The sequence below is a fragment of the Streptomyces sp. G45 genome, assembly GCF_049542095.1.
Classification (GTDB): domain Bacteria; phylum Actinomycetota; class Actinomycetes; order Streptomycetales; family Streptomycetaceae; genus Streptomyces.
This window is the reverse complement of the sequence record NZ_JBMUZU010000001.1, coordinates 2983678-2998870: the sequence shown is the minus strand read 5'-3', so window position 1 is coordinate 2998870 and position 15193 is coordinate 2983678. Positions and strand designations below refer to the sequence as shown.

Sequence of the window (15193 nt, the reverse complement as noted above, 5' to 3'; positions counted from 1 at the left end):
CCCGCAGATGGGGGACGGCCGGGGCGGAGGCAAAGCCTGCCCGGCGTGTGAGGGCGAGGCGCGGTGCGGCGATGAAGGGCGGGTGGGTGGGGGATCGCGAGCGCGGTAGCGCGGAGCCACCCGCAGACGGGGGACGGCCGTGCGCCGGGGGTCGAGCCCGCCCGGCGTGTGAGGGCGAGGCGCGGAGCGGCGAAGGGCAGGGAAGGGGAGCGGGCGCCGCCCCTCAGGGGTGGAGTTCGGTCGAGTCGGGCGACGCCAACCACGCCGAGTAGCTGGCACTCCGCGCAGCCGCCTCCGCGTGCACGGCCCGCGCCAGCGCGAACACCGTGGGAGCCGTGTCGTGGGCGTACGTCTCCGGATGCCACCCCAGCACATGCCGCCAGTACAGCGGCGCCCCCACCAGCGGCCGCGTCACCACCCCCTGGGTCGGCGGGAACGTGGCCCGGCACAGCCCCACCGCCCGCCCCACCTGCACCAGGTGCACGCAGGCCGCGGTGTCCGTCTCGTACACCGACGAGGGCGTGAACCCGGCCCGCGCGCACGCCGCGGTGAAGCAGTCCCCGAAGCAGCCGTCCCCCGGCACGTCCGCCCAGGACGCGTCCGCCAAGTCGGCGAGGTCGATCTCGGTGGCCCCGGCCAGCGGATGCCCGGTGGCGAGCATGACGAACACGGGGTCGCGGGCGACCTCCCGCCACACCAGCCGCTCGTTCTCCGGCGGGCTGCTCGCCCCGCACGTGCCGACGAACGCGAAGTCGAGCCGCCCGTCGGCGACTTGGGCGGCGATGTCCCGCTCGGACCAGGAGGTGTAGGTGGACACCGGCTGGTCGGGGTGCGCGGCGGCGAGCCGGTCCACCAGGGCGCCGAGCAGCGGCCCGTGCGTGCCCCCGAGCCGGAACCCGCGCCGGTCCTGCCACACGCGGGTGAACCGCTCCGCCTCCTCCTGGAGCCCGCTGACGGCGGGCAGCACGATCCGGGCGCGCGCGAGCACGAACTCGCCGAGCGCCGTGGCCCGCACCCCGGACCGCCCGCGCTCGAACAGCGCGCCGCCCAGGGTCCGCTCGATCCGCTTCAACTGCGCGCTGAGCGCGGGCTGCGCGAGCCCGAGCGCGGTGGCGGCCTTGGTCAGGCTGCCCGCGTCGGCGATCGCCCGGATCGTCTTCAGGTGCCGCAACTCCAGGTCCATGCCGTGAGCTTCGTCCGCCACCGGCCCCTGGGCAATACCTTGGTACGTACCTGAATTGCCGTCATGTCCCGCCAGCCCCACGAAGCCCGTCCGGCGTTCGAGGACGGGCCGCGGAGCGGCGCTGGAGCTGGGTGCCAGGGGCGGCAGCCCCTGGTTTCGGGAATCGGGAAGGGGCGGGTTCGGGGAAACCCCCCGCCTCACCCCACCACCCGCAGCAGTACCACCGACCGCCCCGCCACCCCCAGCTCCGCCCCCGCCTCGACCACCCCGCCGGGCGCCCCCGCCAGCTCCCGCGAGGTGTCCACGACCACCTCGTACGCGGACGCCCACGGCGGCCCCGGCAGCGTGAACCCCACCGGCTCCGCCCCGGCGTGCAGCACCGCGAGGAAGCTGTCGTCGACGATCGGGGCCCCGCGCGCGTCCCGCCCCGGTATGTCCCGCCCGGACAGGTACATGCCGAGCGTCGAGGCGGGCGCGTACCAGTCGGCCTGGGTCATCTCCGTACCGCCCGGTGTGAACCACGCCAGGTCCCGCAGCCCGTCGGCGGAGTGCGGGCGGCCGGAGAAGAAGGCGCGGCGGCGCAGCACGGGGTGGCGGTGGCGCAGGGCGATCAGCCGGGTCGTCAGGTCGAGCAGGGGCCGCCACTCGGGGTCGTCCCGCAGGGCCCAGTCCACCCAGCCGACCTCGTTGTCCTGGCAGTAGGCGTTGTTGTTGCCGCGCTGGGTGCGGCCCATCTCGTCGCCCGCGACGAGCATCGGCACGCCGGTGGACAGCAGCAGCGTGGTCAGCAGGTTGCGCAGCTGGCGCCGCCGCAGCGCCCGTACGTCCTCGTCGTCGGTCTCGCCCTCGGTGCCGCAGTTCCAGGACCGGTTGTCGTCGGAGCCGTCCCGGTTGCCCTCGCCGTTGGCCTCGTTGTGCTTGCGCTCGTAGGAGACGAGGTCGCGCAGGGTGAAGCCGTCGTGCGCGGTCACGAAGTTCACCGAGGCGTAGGGGCGGCGCCCGCCCCAGGCGTACAGGTCGCTGGAGCCGGACAGGCGGTAGCCGAGGTCGCGCACGTCGGGCAGGGCGCCGCGCCAGAAGTCCCGCACCGCCCCCCGGTAGCGGTCGTTCCACTCGGTCCACAGCGGAGGGAACGCCCCGACCTGGTAGCCGCCGGAGCCGACGTCCCACGGCTCGGCGATCAGCTTCACCCGGCGCAGGACCGGGTCCTGGGCGATCACGGCGAGGAACGGCGAGAGCATGTCGACGTCGTGGAAGGAGCGGGCGAGCGCCGCCGCCAGGTCGAAGCGGAAGCCGTCGACGCCCATCTCGGTGACCCAGTAGCGCAGCGAGTCCGTGATCAGGCGCAGCACCTGCGGGCGCACGACGTGCAGGGTGTTGCCGCAGCCCGTGTAGTCGGCGTACCGGCGCGCGTCGTCCTGGAGCCGGTAGTAGCCGCGGTTGTCGATGCCCTTCAGGGACAGGGTGGGGCCCAGCTCCCCGGCCTCGGCGGTGTGGTTGTAGACGACGTCCAGGATCACCTCGATCCCGGCGGCGTGCAGCGCCCGCACCATCCGCCGGAACTCGCCGACCTGCTGCCCGGCGGCGCCGGAGGCCGCGTACGCCGCGTGCGGGGCGAAGTAGCCGATCGAGTTGTAGCCCCAGTAGTTGCGCAGGCCCCGGCGCAGCAGGTGGTCCTCGTGCGCGAACTGGTGCACCGGGAGCAGTTCGACGGCCGTCACGCCGAGGCGTACGAGGTGGTCGACCGCCGCCGGGTGGGCGAGGCCCGCGTAGGTGCCGCGCAGGTGCTCGGGGACGCCGGGGTGCAGCTTGGTGAAGCCGCGCACGTGGAGTTCGTAGATGACGGAGTCCGCCCACGGCGTCTTGGGGCGCCGGTCGTCGGCCCACTCGTCGTCCGGCGCCTCGTCGTGCACGACCACGCCCTTGGGCACGTACGGCGCCGAGTCCCGGTCGTCGCGGACGGTGTCCGCCACGTGCTGCTGCGGCCAGTCCCGGACGTGCCCGTACACCTCGGGCGGCAGCGAACCGTAGTCCTGCCCGGGGCCCGCGTCGACCGCGCGGGCGTAGGGGTCGAGGAGCAGCTTCGCCGGGTTGAAGCGGGCGCCGGTCCAGGGGTCCCAGCGGCCGTGCACCCGGTAGCCGTACCGCTGGCCCGGCCGCACCCCGGGCACGAAGCCGTGCCAGATCTCGTGCGTCAGCTCGGTGAGCGGGCAGCGCGTCTCGGTGCCGTCGGCGTCGAACAGGCACAGCTCGACGGCCTCGGCGCCGCCCGCCCACAGCGCGAAGTTGGTGCCCGCGACGCCGTCGGGCCCCACCCGGAACCGGGCGCCGAGCGGCGTGGGCGCGCCCGGCCACACGGTGCGCGTGGGCGCCGGGGCGAGCCGGGCGCGCCCGGCCGTGGTGGAGCGGGGCCCGGCACGGCCCATGGCACGCGCCCCCTGACTGCCTCCTGCTCGGGTGCGCTCGACACCTGTCAGCCTCCCGCGGCTCGGCTGGTCGACGCGCGCGGCCGGGGCGGGCGGCGTCCCGGCCGCGGCTCCCCGTACGGCGTCCTGCTCTACGTTTCTGCCCACCCGGTGCGTCGCACTCACGTTTCCCGGGGCGGGGCACGGTCGTTGGGTCCCACGTGAGACAGGCAACGAGGCGCGCGCGGCGCGCGACGGCGGCGCTGGCCGCGGCGGTGGCATGGGCCGGGCTCGGCGTCGGGGCCACGGGCTGCTCGGGCGGCGCGTTCGACGGGCTGCTCGGCAGGCCGCGGCCGCCCGCCGAGGCGATCCGGGTGACGCCCGGCGACGGCGACGAGGGGGTGCGGCCCGGGGAGCGGCTTGAGGTGCGGGTGCCGGACGGGCGCCTGGAGTCGGTACGGGTGGTGAAGTCGCAGGACGCGCAGGAGACCGAGGTGGCGGGCCGCATCGCCCCGGACGGCATGTCGTGGCGGCCGGTGGACGACGGCCCGCTGGCGCTCGCCGCCGAGTACACGGTGGACGCGGTCGCCCTCGACGGCCACGGCCGCCGCTCGGCGCGGCACACGACGTTCACCACGTACGTCCCCGAGGAGCGGTTCATCGCGTACGCGACGCCGGAGAACCGCGCCACCGTCGGCACCGGCATGATCGTCTCCCTGGAGTTCAACCGGGAGATCACCCGCCGCGCCGCGGTGGAGCGCGCCATCCGGGTCACCGCCGAGCCCGCCGTGGAGGTGCGCCCGCACTGGTTCGGCAAGGACCGCGTCGACTTCCGCCCCGAGAAGTACTGGAAGCCCGGCACCAGGGTCACCGTCGCCCTGGACCTGCGGGACGTGGAGGCCGCGCCCGGCGTGTACGGGCTCCAGCGCAAGACGTTCTCGTTCACGGTGGGCCGCAGCCAGGTCAGCCGCGTCGACGCGGCCGCGCACACCATGGAGGTGCGCCGCGACGGGGAGCTGATCTCCACCGTGCCGATCACGGCGGGCGCCCCGAAGACCACCACGTACAACGGGAAGATGGTGGTCACGGAGATGCTGGAGGTGACCCGCATGGACGGCCGCACGGTCGGCTTCGGCGGCGAGTACGACATCCCCGACGTACCGCACGCGATGCGCCTGACCACCTCCGGCACGTTCCTGCACGGCAACTACTGGGCGCCGGACGCCCCCGGCAACCGCAATGTGAGCCACGGCTGCGTGGGGCTGCGGGACGTGAAGGGCGGCAGCTCGAAGACGCCCGCGGGCTGGTTCTTCGACCGCAGCCTGATCGGCGACGTCGTCGAGGTCGTCAACAGCGATGACCGGACAGTGGCTCCCGACAACGGCCTCGGCGGCTGGAACATGTCCTGGGAGGACTGGAAGGACGGGACGGGCAAGGCACGCGAGCACCGGACCAAGTAGGACGCACCGGGCAAGGCCGCACAGGAGGGCCGTCGTGGGAGGCCAGCGGCCCGCACGACCGGAGCAGTTGGAACGGAACGGTGACATTGGCGGGGATCCATCGCTCCGAACCCTGTGGTTATCTGGCGCGGTGCGCGACACGCCGTTGGCCTGTTCGCGTCACCTGAGCTGGAGTGCGGGCCTGGGACGGGCCGGTGCGAGGGGAGAACATCGTGAACGGGCGACCGATATCGGGGGCGTCGGCCGACGCGCGGGGACGCGGACGGCGGCGGGGCGCCAGGGGACTGATCGCGGTGGCGTCGGGGGCGACGCTGCTGTTCGTGGCCGCCTGCGGGGGCGGCTCCGACTCGGGGGACGGCGGCAAGGGCAAGGACAAGGCGGACGACGGCAAGCCCTCGCGGGCCGTGGTGACGATAGCCCCCAAGGACGGCGCGGACGCCGTCGCCACCAGCGGCGCGCTGCGGATATCGGCCGCCGAGGGCAAGCTGACCGAGGTGACGGTCAAGGACCCGAAGGGCAGGGCCGTCCCCGGCCGGATCACCTCCGGTGGCGCGAAGTGGACGCCCGCGCGGCACCTCGCCTCCGGCACCCAGTACAAGGTGCACGCCATCGCGAAGGACGCGGACGGCCGGGTGTCCGCGAAGGACTCGGCGTTCACCACCCTCGTACCGAAGAACACCTTCCTCGGCCAGTTCACCCCCGAGGACGGCACCAAGGTCGGCGTGGGCATGCCGTTCTCGGTGCGCTTCACGCGCGGCATCACCGCTCCGAAGGACGTGGAGAAGGCCATCTCCATCAGGACCGAGCCGTCGGTGCCGGTCGAGGGCCACTGGTTCGGCAACGACCGCCTGGACTTCCGCCCCGAGAAGTACTGGAAGCCCGGCACCAAGGTCACCGTCAGGCTCGACCTGGACGGCGTCGAGGGCCGCCCGGGCGTGTACGGCAAGCAGCGCAAGACCGTCCGCTTCGAGATCGGCCGCAGCCAGGTCTCCGTCGTGGACGTCAAGAAGAAGCAGATGGTCGTCAAGCGGGACGGGAAGGTCCTGAAGAAGATCCCCGTGACCACCGGCAAGCCCGGCTATGACACGTGGAACGGCCAGATGGTCATCAGCGAGCGCCTCAAGGTGACCCGCATGAACGGCGAGACCGTCGGCTACGGCGGAGAGTACGACATCAAGGACGTGCCGCACGCCCAGCGCCTGTCCACGTCCGGCACGTTCATCCACGGCAACTACTGGGGCGGCGGTGCCTTCGGCAACTACAACGCCTCGCACGGCTGCATCGGCCTGCGGGACGTGCGCGGCGGCTACGACAAGAAGGTCCCCGCGGCCTGGTTCTTCGACCAGTCGATGATCGGCGACGTGGTGATCGTCAAGAACTCCGCGGACAAGGTCATCGCCCCGGACAACGGCTACAACGGCTGGAACATGTCCTGGGAGGAGTGGAAGGCGTAAGCCCCCGGCACTCCCGTGGGAGGGACCGGCGCACGTGTGACGAAGTGCACCGGTCCCTTCCGCATGAACGACCGCTAACGTGCCTCGCATGACAACTGTGCACCTCGAAGTCGCTGACGGCGTCGGTACGATCCGCCTCGACCGCCCGCCGATGAACGCCCTGGACATCGAGCTCCAGGACCGTCTGAAGGACCTCGCGGCGGAGGTCACCGACCGCGACGACGTGCGGGCCGTCGTGCTCTACGGTGGCGAGAAGGTGTTCGCGGCGGGCGCGGACATCAAGGAGATGCAGAACATGGACCACACGGCGATGGTTCTGCGCTCCCGGGGCCTCCAGGACGCCTTCACGGCGATCGCCCGCGTCCCCAAGCCGGTGGTCGCCGCCATCACCGGCTACGCGCTCGGCGGCGGCTGCGAGCTGGCGCTGTGCGCCGACTACCGGATCGCCGCCGACAACGCCAAGCTCGGCCAGCCGGAGATCCTGCTCGGCCTGATCCCCGGCGCGGGCGGCACCCAGCGCCTGCCCCGCCTGATCGGCCCGTCCAGGGCCAAGGACCTGATCTTCACCGGCCGCCAGGTCAAGGCCGACGAGGCGCTCGCCATCGGCCTGGTGGACCGGGTGGTGCCCGCCGCCGAGGTGTACGAGGAGGCGCGCGCCTGGGCCGCGCGGCTCGCCAAGGGCCCGGCGCTGGCGCTGCGCGCCGCCAAGGAGGCGGTGGACCAGGGCCTGGAGGCGGACATCGACACCGGGCTCGCCGTGGAGCGCACCTGGTTCGCGGGTCTGTTCGCCACCGAGGACCGCGAGCGGGGCATGCGCAGCTTCGTGGAGGACGGCCCCGGCAAGGCGAAGTTCCTCTGAAAACCGGCCAGTTGAAGCGGCGTCAGCCAAAGTTTCCCCGAAGGGGCGGATTGTCCGAGCCCTGCTCCACTTGGGGGCGCACCTCGTGCAAGACGTGCGGTGATCACGGGCCCGTCAGGGGTCGTCGCAGGTCAGCGGGGGTGTGAGGGGGCGCACGCTGCCGATGGCATATGACTCGACAGGCCCCCGGAAGGGAAGCTTCCGGGGGGCCTATTCCGGCGGAACGGCCCCGCCGCGGCGCCGGGGCGGCCATGATGGAGGGCATGGCGGGGCAGGAGGGTTTCGAACAGCCGCGGAAACGCACGGGGGCGACGGCGGCGCGCTGGTCCCCTGCGGTGGAGGACGAACACGCCCTGAAAGCCCTGGAGTTGTTCGGCAACCCGACCGACGGCGAGGTGTCGCTGCCGTCCCGCCCGGAGTCCGCGGCCATCGCCCGCCGTCTCGCGCAGGTCGTCGTCCTGCGCCACTGGGGCCTTGGCCCCAAGCTCACCGAGGACGTGGTCCTGCTCGTCTCCGAGCTGGTCGGCAACGCCGTGCGGCACACCGGCGCGCGCGTCTTCGGGCTGCGGATGCTGCGGCGGCGCTGCTGGATGCGGGTCGAGGTCCGCGACCCCTCGCGCGGCCTGCCCTGTCTGATGCCGGTGCACGAGCTGGACGTCAGCGGCCGGGGCCTGTTCCTCGTCGACAAGCTCGCCGACCGCTGGGGCGTGGATCTCCTGCCGCGCGGCAAGACGACCTGGTTCGAGATCCGCATCACCGACCGCTAGGGGATCGGGCCGCCCCCCCGCGTACGCGAAAGCCCCCGGGGCCGTGGGTGGCGGCGCTGTCGGGGGCCTTCGAGCGGCGGCGCGTACCGATAGGGGTGTGGTCCGCGACCGCGAAGAACGACGTGCTCGGGTCAATGAGTGTCGCTTCCTCGACTATGGCAGACGGGGGCCTCTGCTCCAAAAGTCCCTAAACGAACAAAGCGGGACATTCCCTCTCACTTTAGAGGTGAATCCTTGGTGAGATAGAGCACTCACCTTGTAAACGATGGTTAAACAGCGGCTGTGGAGGGTGATCGGGGGACCGAAGGGCGGGGCTTGGTCTGGACCGCGGCTCATGTCAATCAGCGTCTCGCGGCCCCCGCCGCCCTATAAATGGGTCGCGTGACTCCGACCGACCGCCGCGGTGCGCTGCGCACCGGCGCCGGGCTCGCCCTCGGGGGCCTCCTCACGGCGGGCTGTTCCGCCTCGCGGGACCCCGCCCCCCGGCCCACCCCCTCGCCGCGCTCGGTGCCGCAGCCCGCGAGGGTGCCCGCGCCGGGCCCCCGCGGCTTCGCGGACCTGCCCGTCCAGATCGAGCACAGCCCCCGGGGTCGCCGCGAGGTCGCGCTCACCTTCCACGGCCGCGGCGACCCCGCCCTGGCCCGCGCCCTGCTCGCCGAGGCGGAGCGCGCGGGCGCCCGCGTCACCGTCCTCGCCGTCGGCACCTGGCTGGACGAGCATCCGCGCCTGGCCCGCCGCGTTCTCGACGGCGGCCACGACCTCGGCAACCACACGCTGAGCCACCGGAACATCAACGCCCTGGACGAGGCCGCCGCGTACGCGGAGATCACCGGCTGCGCGGACCGCCTGCGCGGGCTGACCGGCGGCATCGGCAGCTGGTTCCGCCCCTCGCAGGCGCGGCGCGCCTCCCCGCTGGTGGCCCGCCTCGCCCGCCGCGCGGGCTACCCCCACGTCCTGTCGTACGACGTGGACTCCCTCGACTTCACCTCGCCCGGCGCCCCGGCCGTGACCCGCAAGGTCGCCGCGGAGGTCCGCGCGGGCTCCGTGGTGAGCCTGCACTTCGGGTACGCGGACACGGTCGCCGCGCTCCCCGCCGTCCTGGAAGAACTGCACCGCCGCGGCCTGCGCGCCGTCACGACCACGGAGCTGCTCACCTGATGCGAAACCTGACCCTGACCGCGCGCGCCGCGGCCCTGCTCGCCGCCACCGCCGCGCTGGCCGCCCTCGCGGGCTGCGGCACCGAGCGCGGCGACCGCGAGGACAAGGCCCTCACCACCAAGGCCCCGCCGAAGCCCGCCAAGCCCGCGGAGCCCGTCGCGCCGAAGAAGATCTACGGCCTGCCCGGCATGCCGCCCGTCCTCGACCCCAAGGACGTCTACCACGCCGACCGCCCGAACAAGCTCTCCCCGGTGGTCAAGGACTTCCCGTCCCGCGTCTACGTCCCCAACACCAACTCCAACACCGTCTCCGTCATCGACCCCAAGACGTACAAGGTCGTCGACACCATCCCCGTCGGCGTCCAGCCGCAGCACGTCGTCCCCTCCTGGGACATGAAGACCCTCTGGGTCAACAACAACCGCGGCCACACCCTCACGCCCATCAACCCCAGGACCGGCAAGGCGGGCAAGCCCGTCGAGGTCCACGACCCCTACAACCTCTACTTCACACCCAACGGCAAGTACGCCGTCGTCATGGCGTCCCTGGACCGCGAACTGGTCTTCCGCGACCCCCACACCATGGAGCGCAAGAAGACCGTCCCCGTCACCTGCTACGGCGTCAACCACGCCGACTTCTCCCTCGACGGCCGCTACTTCATCGTGTCCTGCGAGTTCAGCGGCGAACTGCTCAAGGTCGACACCGAGAGCATGAAGGTCGTCGGCCAGCAGAAGCTGCCCTTCAAGGGCGCCATGCCGCAGGACGTGAAGATGTCCCCCGACGGCAAGCGCTTCTACGTCGCCGACATGATGGCCGACGGCATGTGGGTCCTCGACGGCGACACCTTCGGCAAGCCGAGGCTCCTGCCGACGGGCAAGGGCTGCCACGGCCTGTACGTCAGCCGCGACTCCCGCGAGATGTACGTCTCCAACCGGGGCGAGGGCACCATCTCCGTCTTCGACTTCGCCCGGAACAAGGTCACCAAGAAGTGGCGCCTGCCGGACGGCGGCAGCCCCGACATGGGCGGCGTCTCCGCCGACGGCAACACGCTGTGGCTCTCCGGCCGCTACGACTCCGAGGTCTACGCCATCGACACCCGCACCGGCGTCCAGGTCGCCCGCATCCCCGTAGGCGGCGGCCCACACGGCCTGGCGGTGTACCCACAGCCAGGCCGCTACTCACTGGGTCACACGGGCATCTTCCGCTGAGCAGCGGCGGGCCGTAGGCGGAAAGCCCGTCCGGCGTTCGAGGACGAGGCGCGAAGCGGCGATGAAGGCGGGGTGCCAGGGGCGGCAGCCCCTGGTTCGGGAAGGGGTGGGTCTGGGGCGCCCCCCCGCGAGGGTGCCTACCCCCGTCGCCCCGTCAACCGCCCCAGCGTCACCTCAAGCTCCGCTCGGGCGACCCGCTCCGCCTCGTCCTCGTCGCCGGAGGCGACGGCGCGCACCAAGGCCTCGTGTGCCGCGTCGCCGTGGTCGGACTCCTCGCGGCCGATGTCGATGAGGTCGAGCAGCCCGATGAGCCCCTGCCGCAGCGCGGGTACGAACTCGGCGAACAGGTCCGTGAGGACGGGATTGTGCGCGGCGGCCACCACCGTGGCGTGCAGGGCGATGTCGGCGTCGATGAAGGCCGCGTCCGCGCCGGGCGCGGCGGCCCGGCGCGCGGCGAGCGCGGCGCGCATCGCCTCGACGTCCTCCGGGGTGCGGCGGGCCGCCGCGAGCCGGGCCGCCTGGACCTCGACGAGCGCCCGTACCTCGTACACGTCCTTGATCGCCGCGCGCCGCAGCCGCGTGGGCCAGTCCTCGACGGGCTCGGTGGCGAGGACGAAGACCCCCGCCCCTGCCGGGCCTGGACGAGTCCGGCACCGGCGAGCGCGCGCAGGGCCTCGCGGACGGTGGAGCGGCCGACGCCCAGCTCCTTGGCGAGGGTCGTCTCGCCGGGGAGGCGGGCGCCGACGGCCCAGTGGCCGCCGGTGATCTGGTCGCGCAGCCGCTCCGTGGCCTGTTCGACGAGGGGGCTGGGGCGCAGGGCGCCGAGAGGTGGCGCGGTGGACTTGGGTGGGGTCACCCCGCGAGTGTACTTGTCTGAGGAGTACTTGTCTGAGGACCTGAGGTCTGCCTAGGGTGAGGTGCGTGATCTCGTACCCCTGGAATCCCCAGCGCCCCAGCCCCATGCCCGCGCACCGCTACGCGCCGTACGAGGACCGCGTCGACGTCGTCGCGCTCGACGACCGCGCCTGGCCCTCGGCCCGGCTCACCCGCGCCCCGCTCTGGGTCCCCGTCGACCTGCGCGACGGCAACCAGGCGCTCGCCGAGCCGATGGACACCGCGCGCAAGCGCCGCTTCTTCGACCTGCTGGTCGGCAGGGGGTTCAAGGAGATCGAGGTCGGCTACCCGTCGGCGAGCCGGACCGACTTCGACTTCGTACGCCACCTCGTGGAGCTGGTCCGCTCCGGGGCCGTGCCGGACGATGTGACGCCCGTCGTGTTCACCCCGGCGCGCGCCGATCTGATCGACCGCACCTTCGAGGCGATCGACGGACTGCCCCGGGCCGTGGTGCACCTGTACATCGCGACCTCGCCGGTGTGGCGCGAGGTGGTCCTCGGCCGGGACCGCGCCGCGGTGACCGCCACCGCCCGCGAGGCCGCCGCGCACATGGCGCGGCTCGCCGACGCGCGCCCGGACGCCGACATCCGCTTCCAGTTCTCGCCGGAGACCTTCAACCTCACCGAGCCGGACTTCGTCCTGGAGCTGTGCGACGGGCTCACCGAGCTGTGGGACGCGAGCGCGGACCGCCCGGTGACGCACAACCTCCCGGCCACCGTGGAGATCGCCACCCCCAACGTCTACGCCGACCAGATCGAGTACCTGCACCGGCACCTGGCCCGCCGCGACGCCGTCATCCTGTCCGTGCACCCGCACAACGACCGCGGCACCGGCGTCGCCTGCGCCGAACTCGCCGTGCTCGCCGGGGCCCAGCGCGTGGAGGGCTGCCTGTTCGGCAACGGCGAGCGCACCGGCAACGTCGACCTGGTGACGCTCGCCCTCAACCTGTTCGCCCAGGGCGTCGACCCCATGGTCGACCTCTCCGACATCGACACGGTCCGCGAGGTCGTCGAGCACTGCAACCGCCTGCCGGTCCACCCCCGCCACCCGTACGCGGGCGACCTCGTGCACACCGCGTTCTCCGGCACCCACCAGGACGCCATCGCCAAGGGCCTCGCCCACCACGCCAAGCACGCCGCCGACCTCGGCGTCGAGCCGGGCCGGGCGCCCTGGCGGGTGCCCTACCTGCCGCTCGACCCGGCCGACCTCGGACGGTCGTACGAGGCCGTGATCCGCGTCAACTCCCAGTCCGGCAAGGGCGGCACCGCGTACCTGCTGCGCACGCACCACGGGCTCGACCTGCCCGCCGCCCTGCGGCCCGACTTCGCCCGCGTGGTGCAGGCCGCCACCGACGGCAGCGGGCGCGAGGCCCGCCCGGACGAGCTGTACGAACTGTTCCGCACCACCTACCTGGAGCCGGGGCACCCCGGCTCCGGCCACGCCCTGTCCGTCCTGGCGTGGGCCGCGGACACCACCCCCGACGGCGCCCACCGCTGCGTGTGCACGCTGACCGTCAACGACAGGACCGGCGACTTCGAGGGCACCGGCAACGGGCCGCTGTCCGCCTTCGTCGACGCGCTCGCCGCCGCCGGGATCACCGTCGACGTCCTCGACTACAGCGAGCACGCCGTCACGTCCGGCGACACCAGCGAGGCCGCGGCGTACGCGCACTGCCGCGTCGGCGGCGCCGGGGGCCGGGAGGTCTGGGGCGCCGGGGTGGACACGTCGCTGCTGATGGCGTCGGTGCGGGCCGTGGTGTCGGCGGTGAATCGAGCGGCGACATGAGCGCGGCCACCGCGTCCGACGCGGTACGGCGTCCGGTACCGGTGCTGCGCGCCGACGGCGTCAGCGTCGTCCGCGACGGGCGGCGCGTCCTCGACGGCGTCTCGCTCACCGTCGAGGCCGGTGAGCACTGGGCCCTGCTCGGCGCCAACGGCGCGGGCAAGTCCACCCTGCTCTCCCTCCTCGGCGCCCGTACGCACCCCACGCACGGCACCGTTCACGTCCTCGGCCGCCGCCTCGGCACCGTCGACCTGCGGGAGCTGCGCGCCGACCTCGGCCACGTCGACCCCCGCCACCCGCTGCGCTCCCCGCTGCCCGTGCGGGACGTCGTCCTCACCGGCCTCACCGGCAGCGTCGCCCCCGTCCCGCACCGGCGGCCGAGCGCCGCCGAGTACGCGCGGGCCGGTGACCTCATCGCCGCCCTGGGGCTCGCCGACCGGGCCGACGCCCGCTGGCCCACCCTCTCGCAGGGCGAGCGCGGCCGGACGCTGATCGCCCGCGCCCTGATGCCGGAGCCACGGCTGCTGCTCCTCGACGAACCCGCCACCGGTCTCGACCTGCCGGGGCGCGAACGGCTCCTGGAGGCCCTGGACGCCCTGCGGACGGCCCGGCCCGAGCTTGCCACCGTGCTGGTGACCCACCATCTGGAGGAGCTGCCGGTGGGCACGACGCACGCCGTGCTGCTGCGGGCGGGACGGGTGCTGGCCTCGGGAGGCGTGGGGGAGGTGCTGACCACGGGGCCGGTCAGCGCGTGCTTCGACCACCCCGTGCGGGTGGAGCGGCGCGGGGGGAGGTGGGGGGTGGCCTCGCGGGCCGCCGCCCCGGGCTGCCCGGACACCCCGAACTCCCCGGACACCCCGGACACCCCGGACACACGGACGCCGGACGGGGTGGAACGCTTCCCGTCCGGCGTCTGAGGTGTGGGCTCGCTACTTGTTCAGGCTGGCCCAGAACTCGTCGAAGGAGAGCAGCTTGTCGCCGTTCTGGTCCTTGGACTTGATGATGGCCTCGGCCACCGACTCGGTGACGTTCCAGTCCCCCATCTGCGCCATGGCGGACTTGTACTCCGCCGGAGTGATGTAACCGTCGCCGTCCGCGTCGAACCGGTCGAACTGCTTGCGTGCTTCCTCGATGTCCGCCACCGGGTCCGCCCCTTCTTCGTGCCGTACTGACGGGGGTTAGGGTAACGGCCGACCTCGGACCCGACTGCAAGGAGTACGGCTATGGCCAGCACATCGGCGGTGCTCGCGGGGATTCTCGCCGCGGCGGCGCGCGGGGAGTTCCCGGCCGCCGACGGGTCCACGACCGTCGTCCCGCAGCCGTCGCACCGCGACGCCGGGGTGATCGCGTTCACCGCGCACACGGTCGTCTTCACCGACGAGGACCCGGCCTGGGTGCGGTCGGCCGTCGCCGCCGTGGACGGCGATCCGCTGGCGGCGGCCATGAGCCCGCGCTTCCTCACGGCGTTCCAGGAGCGCACGGGGCGGGCGACCGACACGATCGACCTGCTGACGGTCGCCGACGCGGTGCCGGGGGCGCCGGACGCGGCCCTCGGACTGCGGGAGCTGGACGACCCCGACCATCCGCGGGTGGCCCGGGCGCGCAAGCGGCGTGACGACGTGCGGGTGTGGTCCTCGGCCACGGGCGGGGTCCTCGTCCTCGGCCGGGGCGTCGCCGGGCGGTGGGAGGCGGCGATCGAGGTGGCGGACGGTGCGCGGGGGCGGGGGCTCGGGCGGGCGCTCGCGCTGGCCTCGCGGCAGCTGGTGCCGGGGGGTGGGGTGGTGTGGGCGCAGCAGGCCGCGGGGAATGCCCGCAGTGTGCGGGCGTTCCAGGCCGCCGGGTTCCGCCCCGTGGGGGCGGAGGCCCTCTTCTCCGCGCGCTGAGGGGTGCCCTCGCGGGTGCGCCCCAGACCCGCCCCTTCCCGAACCAGGGGCGACTGCCCCTGGCACCCCGCTTTATTGGCGCTTCGCGCCTCGTCCTCAAACGCCGGACGGGCTAGAACTCTGCCGCACCGGCAGAATCCAGC

12 protein-coding genes and 1 pseudogene are annotated in these 15193 nt (G+C 73.4%); 9 read left to right on the top strand and 4 right to left on the bottom strand.

Going from position 1 to position 15193, the window contains the following annotated elements:
- Window positions 1–223: 223 nt before the first annotated feature.
- On the bottom strand, window positions 224–1183 hold the full coding sequence (locus tag ACOBQU_RS11935; RefSeq protein ID WP_423634419.1) for a LysR substrate-binding domain-containing protein: 960 nt from the start codon (window positions 1181–1183) through the stop codon (window positions 224–226).
- A 197-nt stretch (window positions 1184–1380) separates the two neighbouring features.
- A complete protein-coding gene (gene glgX / locus ACOBQU_RS11930) occupies window positions 1381–3609 on the bottom strand; it encodes a glycogen debranching protein GlgX (RefSeq protein ID WP_423626472.1) in 2229 nt (742 codons plus the stop codon).
- 200 nt (window positions 3610–3809) lie between these two features.
- Between glgX and ACOBQU_RS11925 the strand changes: the two genes are divergently transcribed.
- The 6 genes from ACOBQU_RS11925 (at window position 3810) to ACOBQU_RS11900 (ending at window position 10491) form a co-directional block, all read left to right on the top strand.
- Complete coding sequence (locus tag ACOBQU_RS11925; protein ID WP_423626470.1) at window positions 3810–5048, top strand: Ig-like domain-containing protein; 1239 nt, start codon at window positions 3810–3812, stop codon at window positions 5046–5048.
- 212 nt (window positions 5049–5260) lie between these two features.
- Window positions 5261–6502 carry a L,D-transpeptidase gene (locus tag ACOBQU_RS11920; protein ID WP_423626468.1) on the top strand — a complete coding sequence of 414 codons (1242 nt, stop codon included), beginning with the start codon at window positions 5261–5263 and terminating at the stop codon, window positions 6500–6502.
- Between the two features lie 88 nt (window positions 6503–6590).
- Entirely contained in the window at window positions 6591–7361 is a 771-nt protein-coding gene (locus tag ACOBQU_RS11915) for an enoyl-CoA hydratase/isomerase family protein (protein WP_423626466.1), read from the top strand.
- Between the two features lie 263 nt (window positions 7362–7624).
- The gene (locus ACOBQU_RS11910; RefSeq protein WP_423626464.1) at window positions 7625–8128 is read left to right on the top strand and encodes an ATP-binding protein; all 504 of its coding nucleotides are present in this window, start codon (window positions 7625–7627) and stop codon (window positions 8126–8128) included.
- Window positions 8129–8500: 372 nt separating this feature from the next.
- On the top strand, window positions 8501–9286 hold the full coding sequence (locus tag ACOBQU_RS11905) for a polysaccharide deacetylase family protein (RefSeq protein ID WP_423626462.1): 786 nt from the start codon (window positions 8501–8503) through the stop codon (window positions 9284–9286).
- Complete coding sequence (locus ACOBQU_RS11900; RefSeq protein ID WP_423626460.1) at window positions 9286–10491, top strand: PQQ-binding-like beta-propeller repeat protein; 1206 nt, start codon at window positions 9286–9288, stop codon at window positions 10489–10491. Before ACOBQU_RS11905 ends, ACOBQU_RS11900 begins: the two co-directional genes overlap by 1 nt.
- Before the next feature lie 137 nt (window positions 10492–10628).
- Here the strand turns inward: ACOBQU_RS11900 and ACOBQU_RS11895 are convergent.
- Window positions 10629–11347 (bottom strand): annotated as a pseudogene (locus ACOBQU_RS11895) (FadR/GntR family transcriptional regulator).
- A gap of 104 nt (window positions 11348–11451) precedes the next feature.
- Here ACOBQU_RS11895 and leuA point away from each other — a divergent pair.
- Entirely contained in the window at window positions 11452–13170 is a 1719-nt protein-coding gene (gene leuA, locus ACOBQU_RS11890; RefSeq protein ID WP_423634418.1) for a 2-isopropylmalate synthase, read from the top strand.
- Window positions 13167–14084 (top strand): ABC transporter ATP-binding protein, encoded by a 918-nt coding sequence (locus tag ACOBQU_RS11885; protein ID WP_423626458.1) that lies wholly within the window; start codon window positions 13167–13169, stop codon window positions 14082–14084. Before leuA ends, ACOBQU_RS11885 begins: the two co-directional genes overlap by 4 nt.
- Before the next feature lie 12 nt (window positions 14085–14096).
- Here ACOBQU_RS11885 and ACOBQU_RS11880 read toward each other — a convergent pair whose 3' ends face one another.
- A complete protein-coding gene (locus ACOBQU_RS11880) occupies window positions 14097–14309 on the bottom strand; it encodes an EF-hand domain-containing protein (protein WP_423626456.1) in 213 nt (70 codons plus the stop codon).
- An 81-nt stretch (window positions 14310–14390) separates the two neighbouring features.
- Here ACOBQU_RS11880 and ACOBQU_RS11875 point away from each other — a divergent pair, with 81 nt between their 5' ends.
- On the top strand, window positions 14391–15050 hold the full coding sequence (locus tag ACOBQU_RS11875; protein ID WP_423626455.1) for a GNAT family N-acetyltransferase: 660 nt from the start codon (window positions 14391–14393) through the stop codon (window positions 15048–15050).
- The last annotated feature ends 143 nt before the right edge of the window (window positions 15051–15193 follow it).

Excerpts from the sequence above, each read along its gene's own strand:
- ACOBQU_RS11900 (WP_423626460.1), top strand. The coding sequence starts at position 9,286 with ATGCGAAACCTGACCCTGACCGCGCGCGCCGCGGCCCTGCTCGCCGCC.
- ACOBQU_RS11935 (WP_423634419.1), bottom strand. The coding sequence starts at position 1,183 with ATGGACCTGGAGTTGCGGCACCTGAAGACGATCCGGGCGATCGCCGAC.
- ACOBQU_RS11905 (WP_423626462.1), top strand. The coding sequence starts at position 8,501 with ATGGGTCGCGTGACTCCGACCGACCGCCGCGGTGCGCTGCGCACCGGC.
- leuA (WP_423634418.1), top strand. The coding sequence starts at position 11,452 with ATGCCCGCGCACCGCTACGCGCCGTACGAGGACCGCGTCGACGTCGTC.
- ACOBQU_RS11915 (WP_423626466.1), top strand. The coding sequence starts at position 6,591 with ATGACAACTGTGCACCTCGAAGTCGCTGACGGCGTCGGTACGATCCGC.
- ACOBQU_RS11875 (WP_423626455.1), top strand. The coding sequence starts at position 14,391 with ATGGCCAGCACATCGGCGGTGCTCGCGGGGATTCTCGCCGCGGCGGCG.
- glgX (WP_423626472.1), bottom strand. The coding sequence starts at position 3,609 with ATGGGCCGTGCCGGGCCCCGCTCCACCACGGCCGGGCGCGCCCGGCTC.
- ACOBQU_RS11885 (WP_423626458.1), top strand. The coding sequence starts at position 13,167 with ATGAGCGCGGCCACCGCGTCCGACGCGGTACGGCGTCCGGTACCGGTG.
- ACOBQU_RS11910 (WP_423626464.1), top strand. The coding sequence starts at position 7,625 with ATGGCGGGGCAGGAGGGTTTCGAACAGCCGCGGAAACGCACGGGGGCG.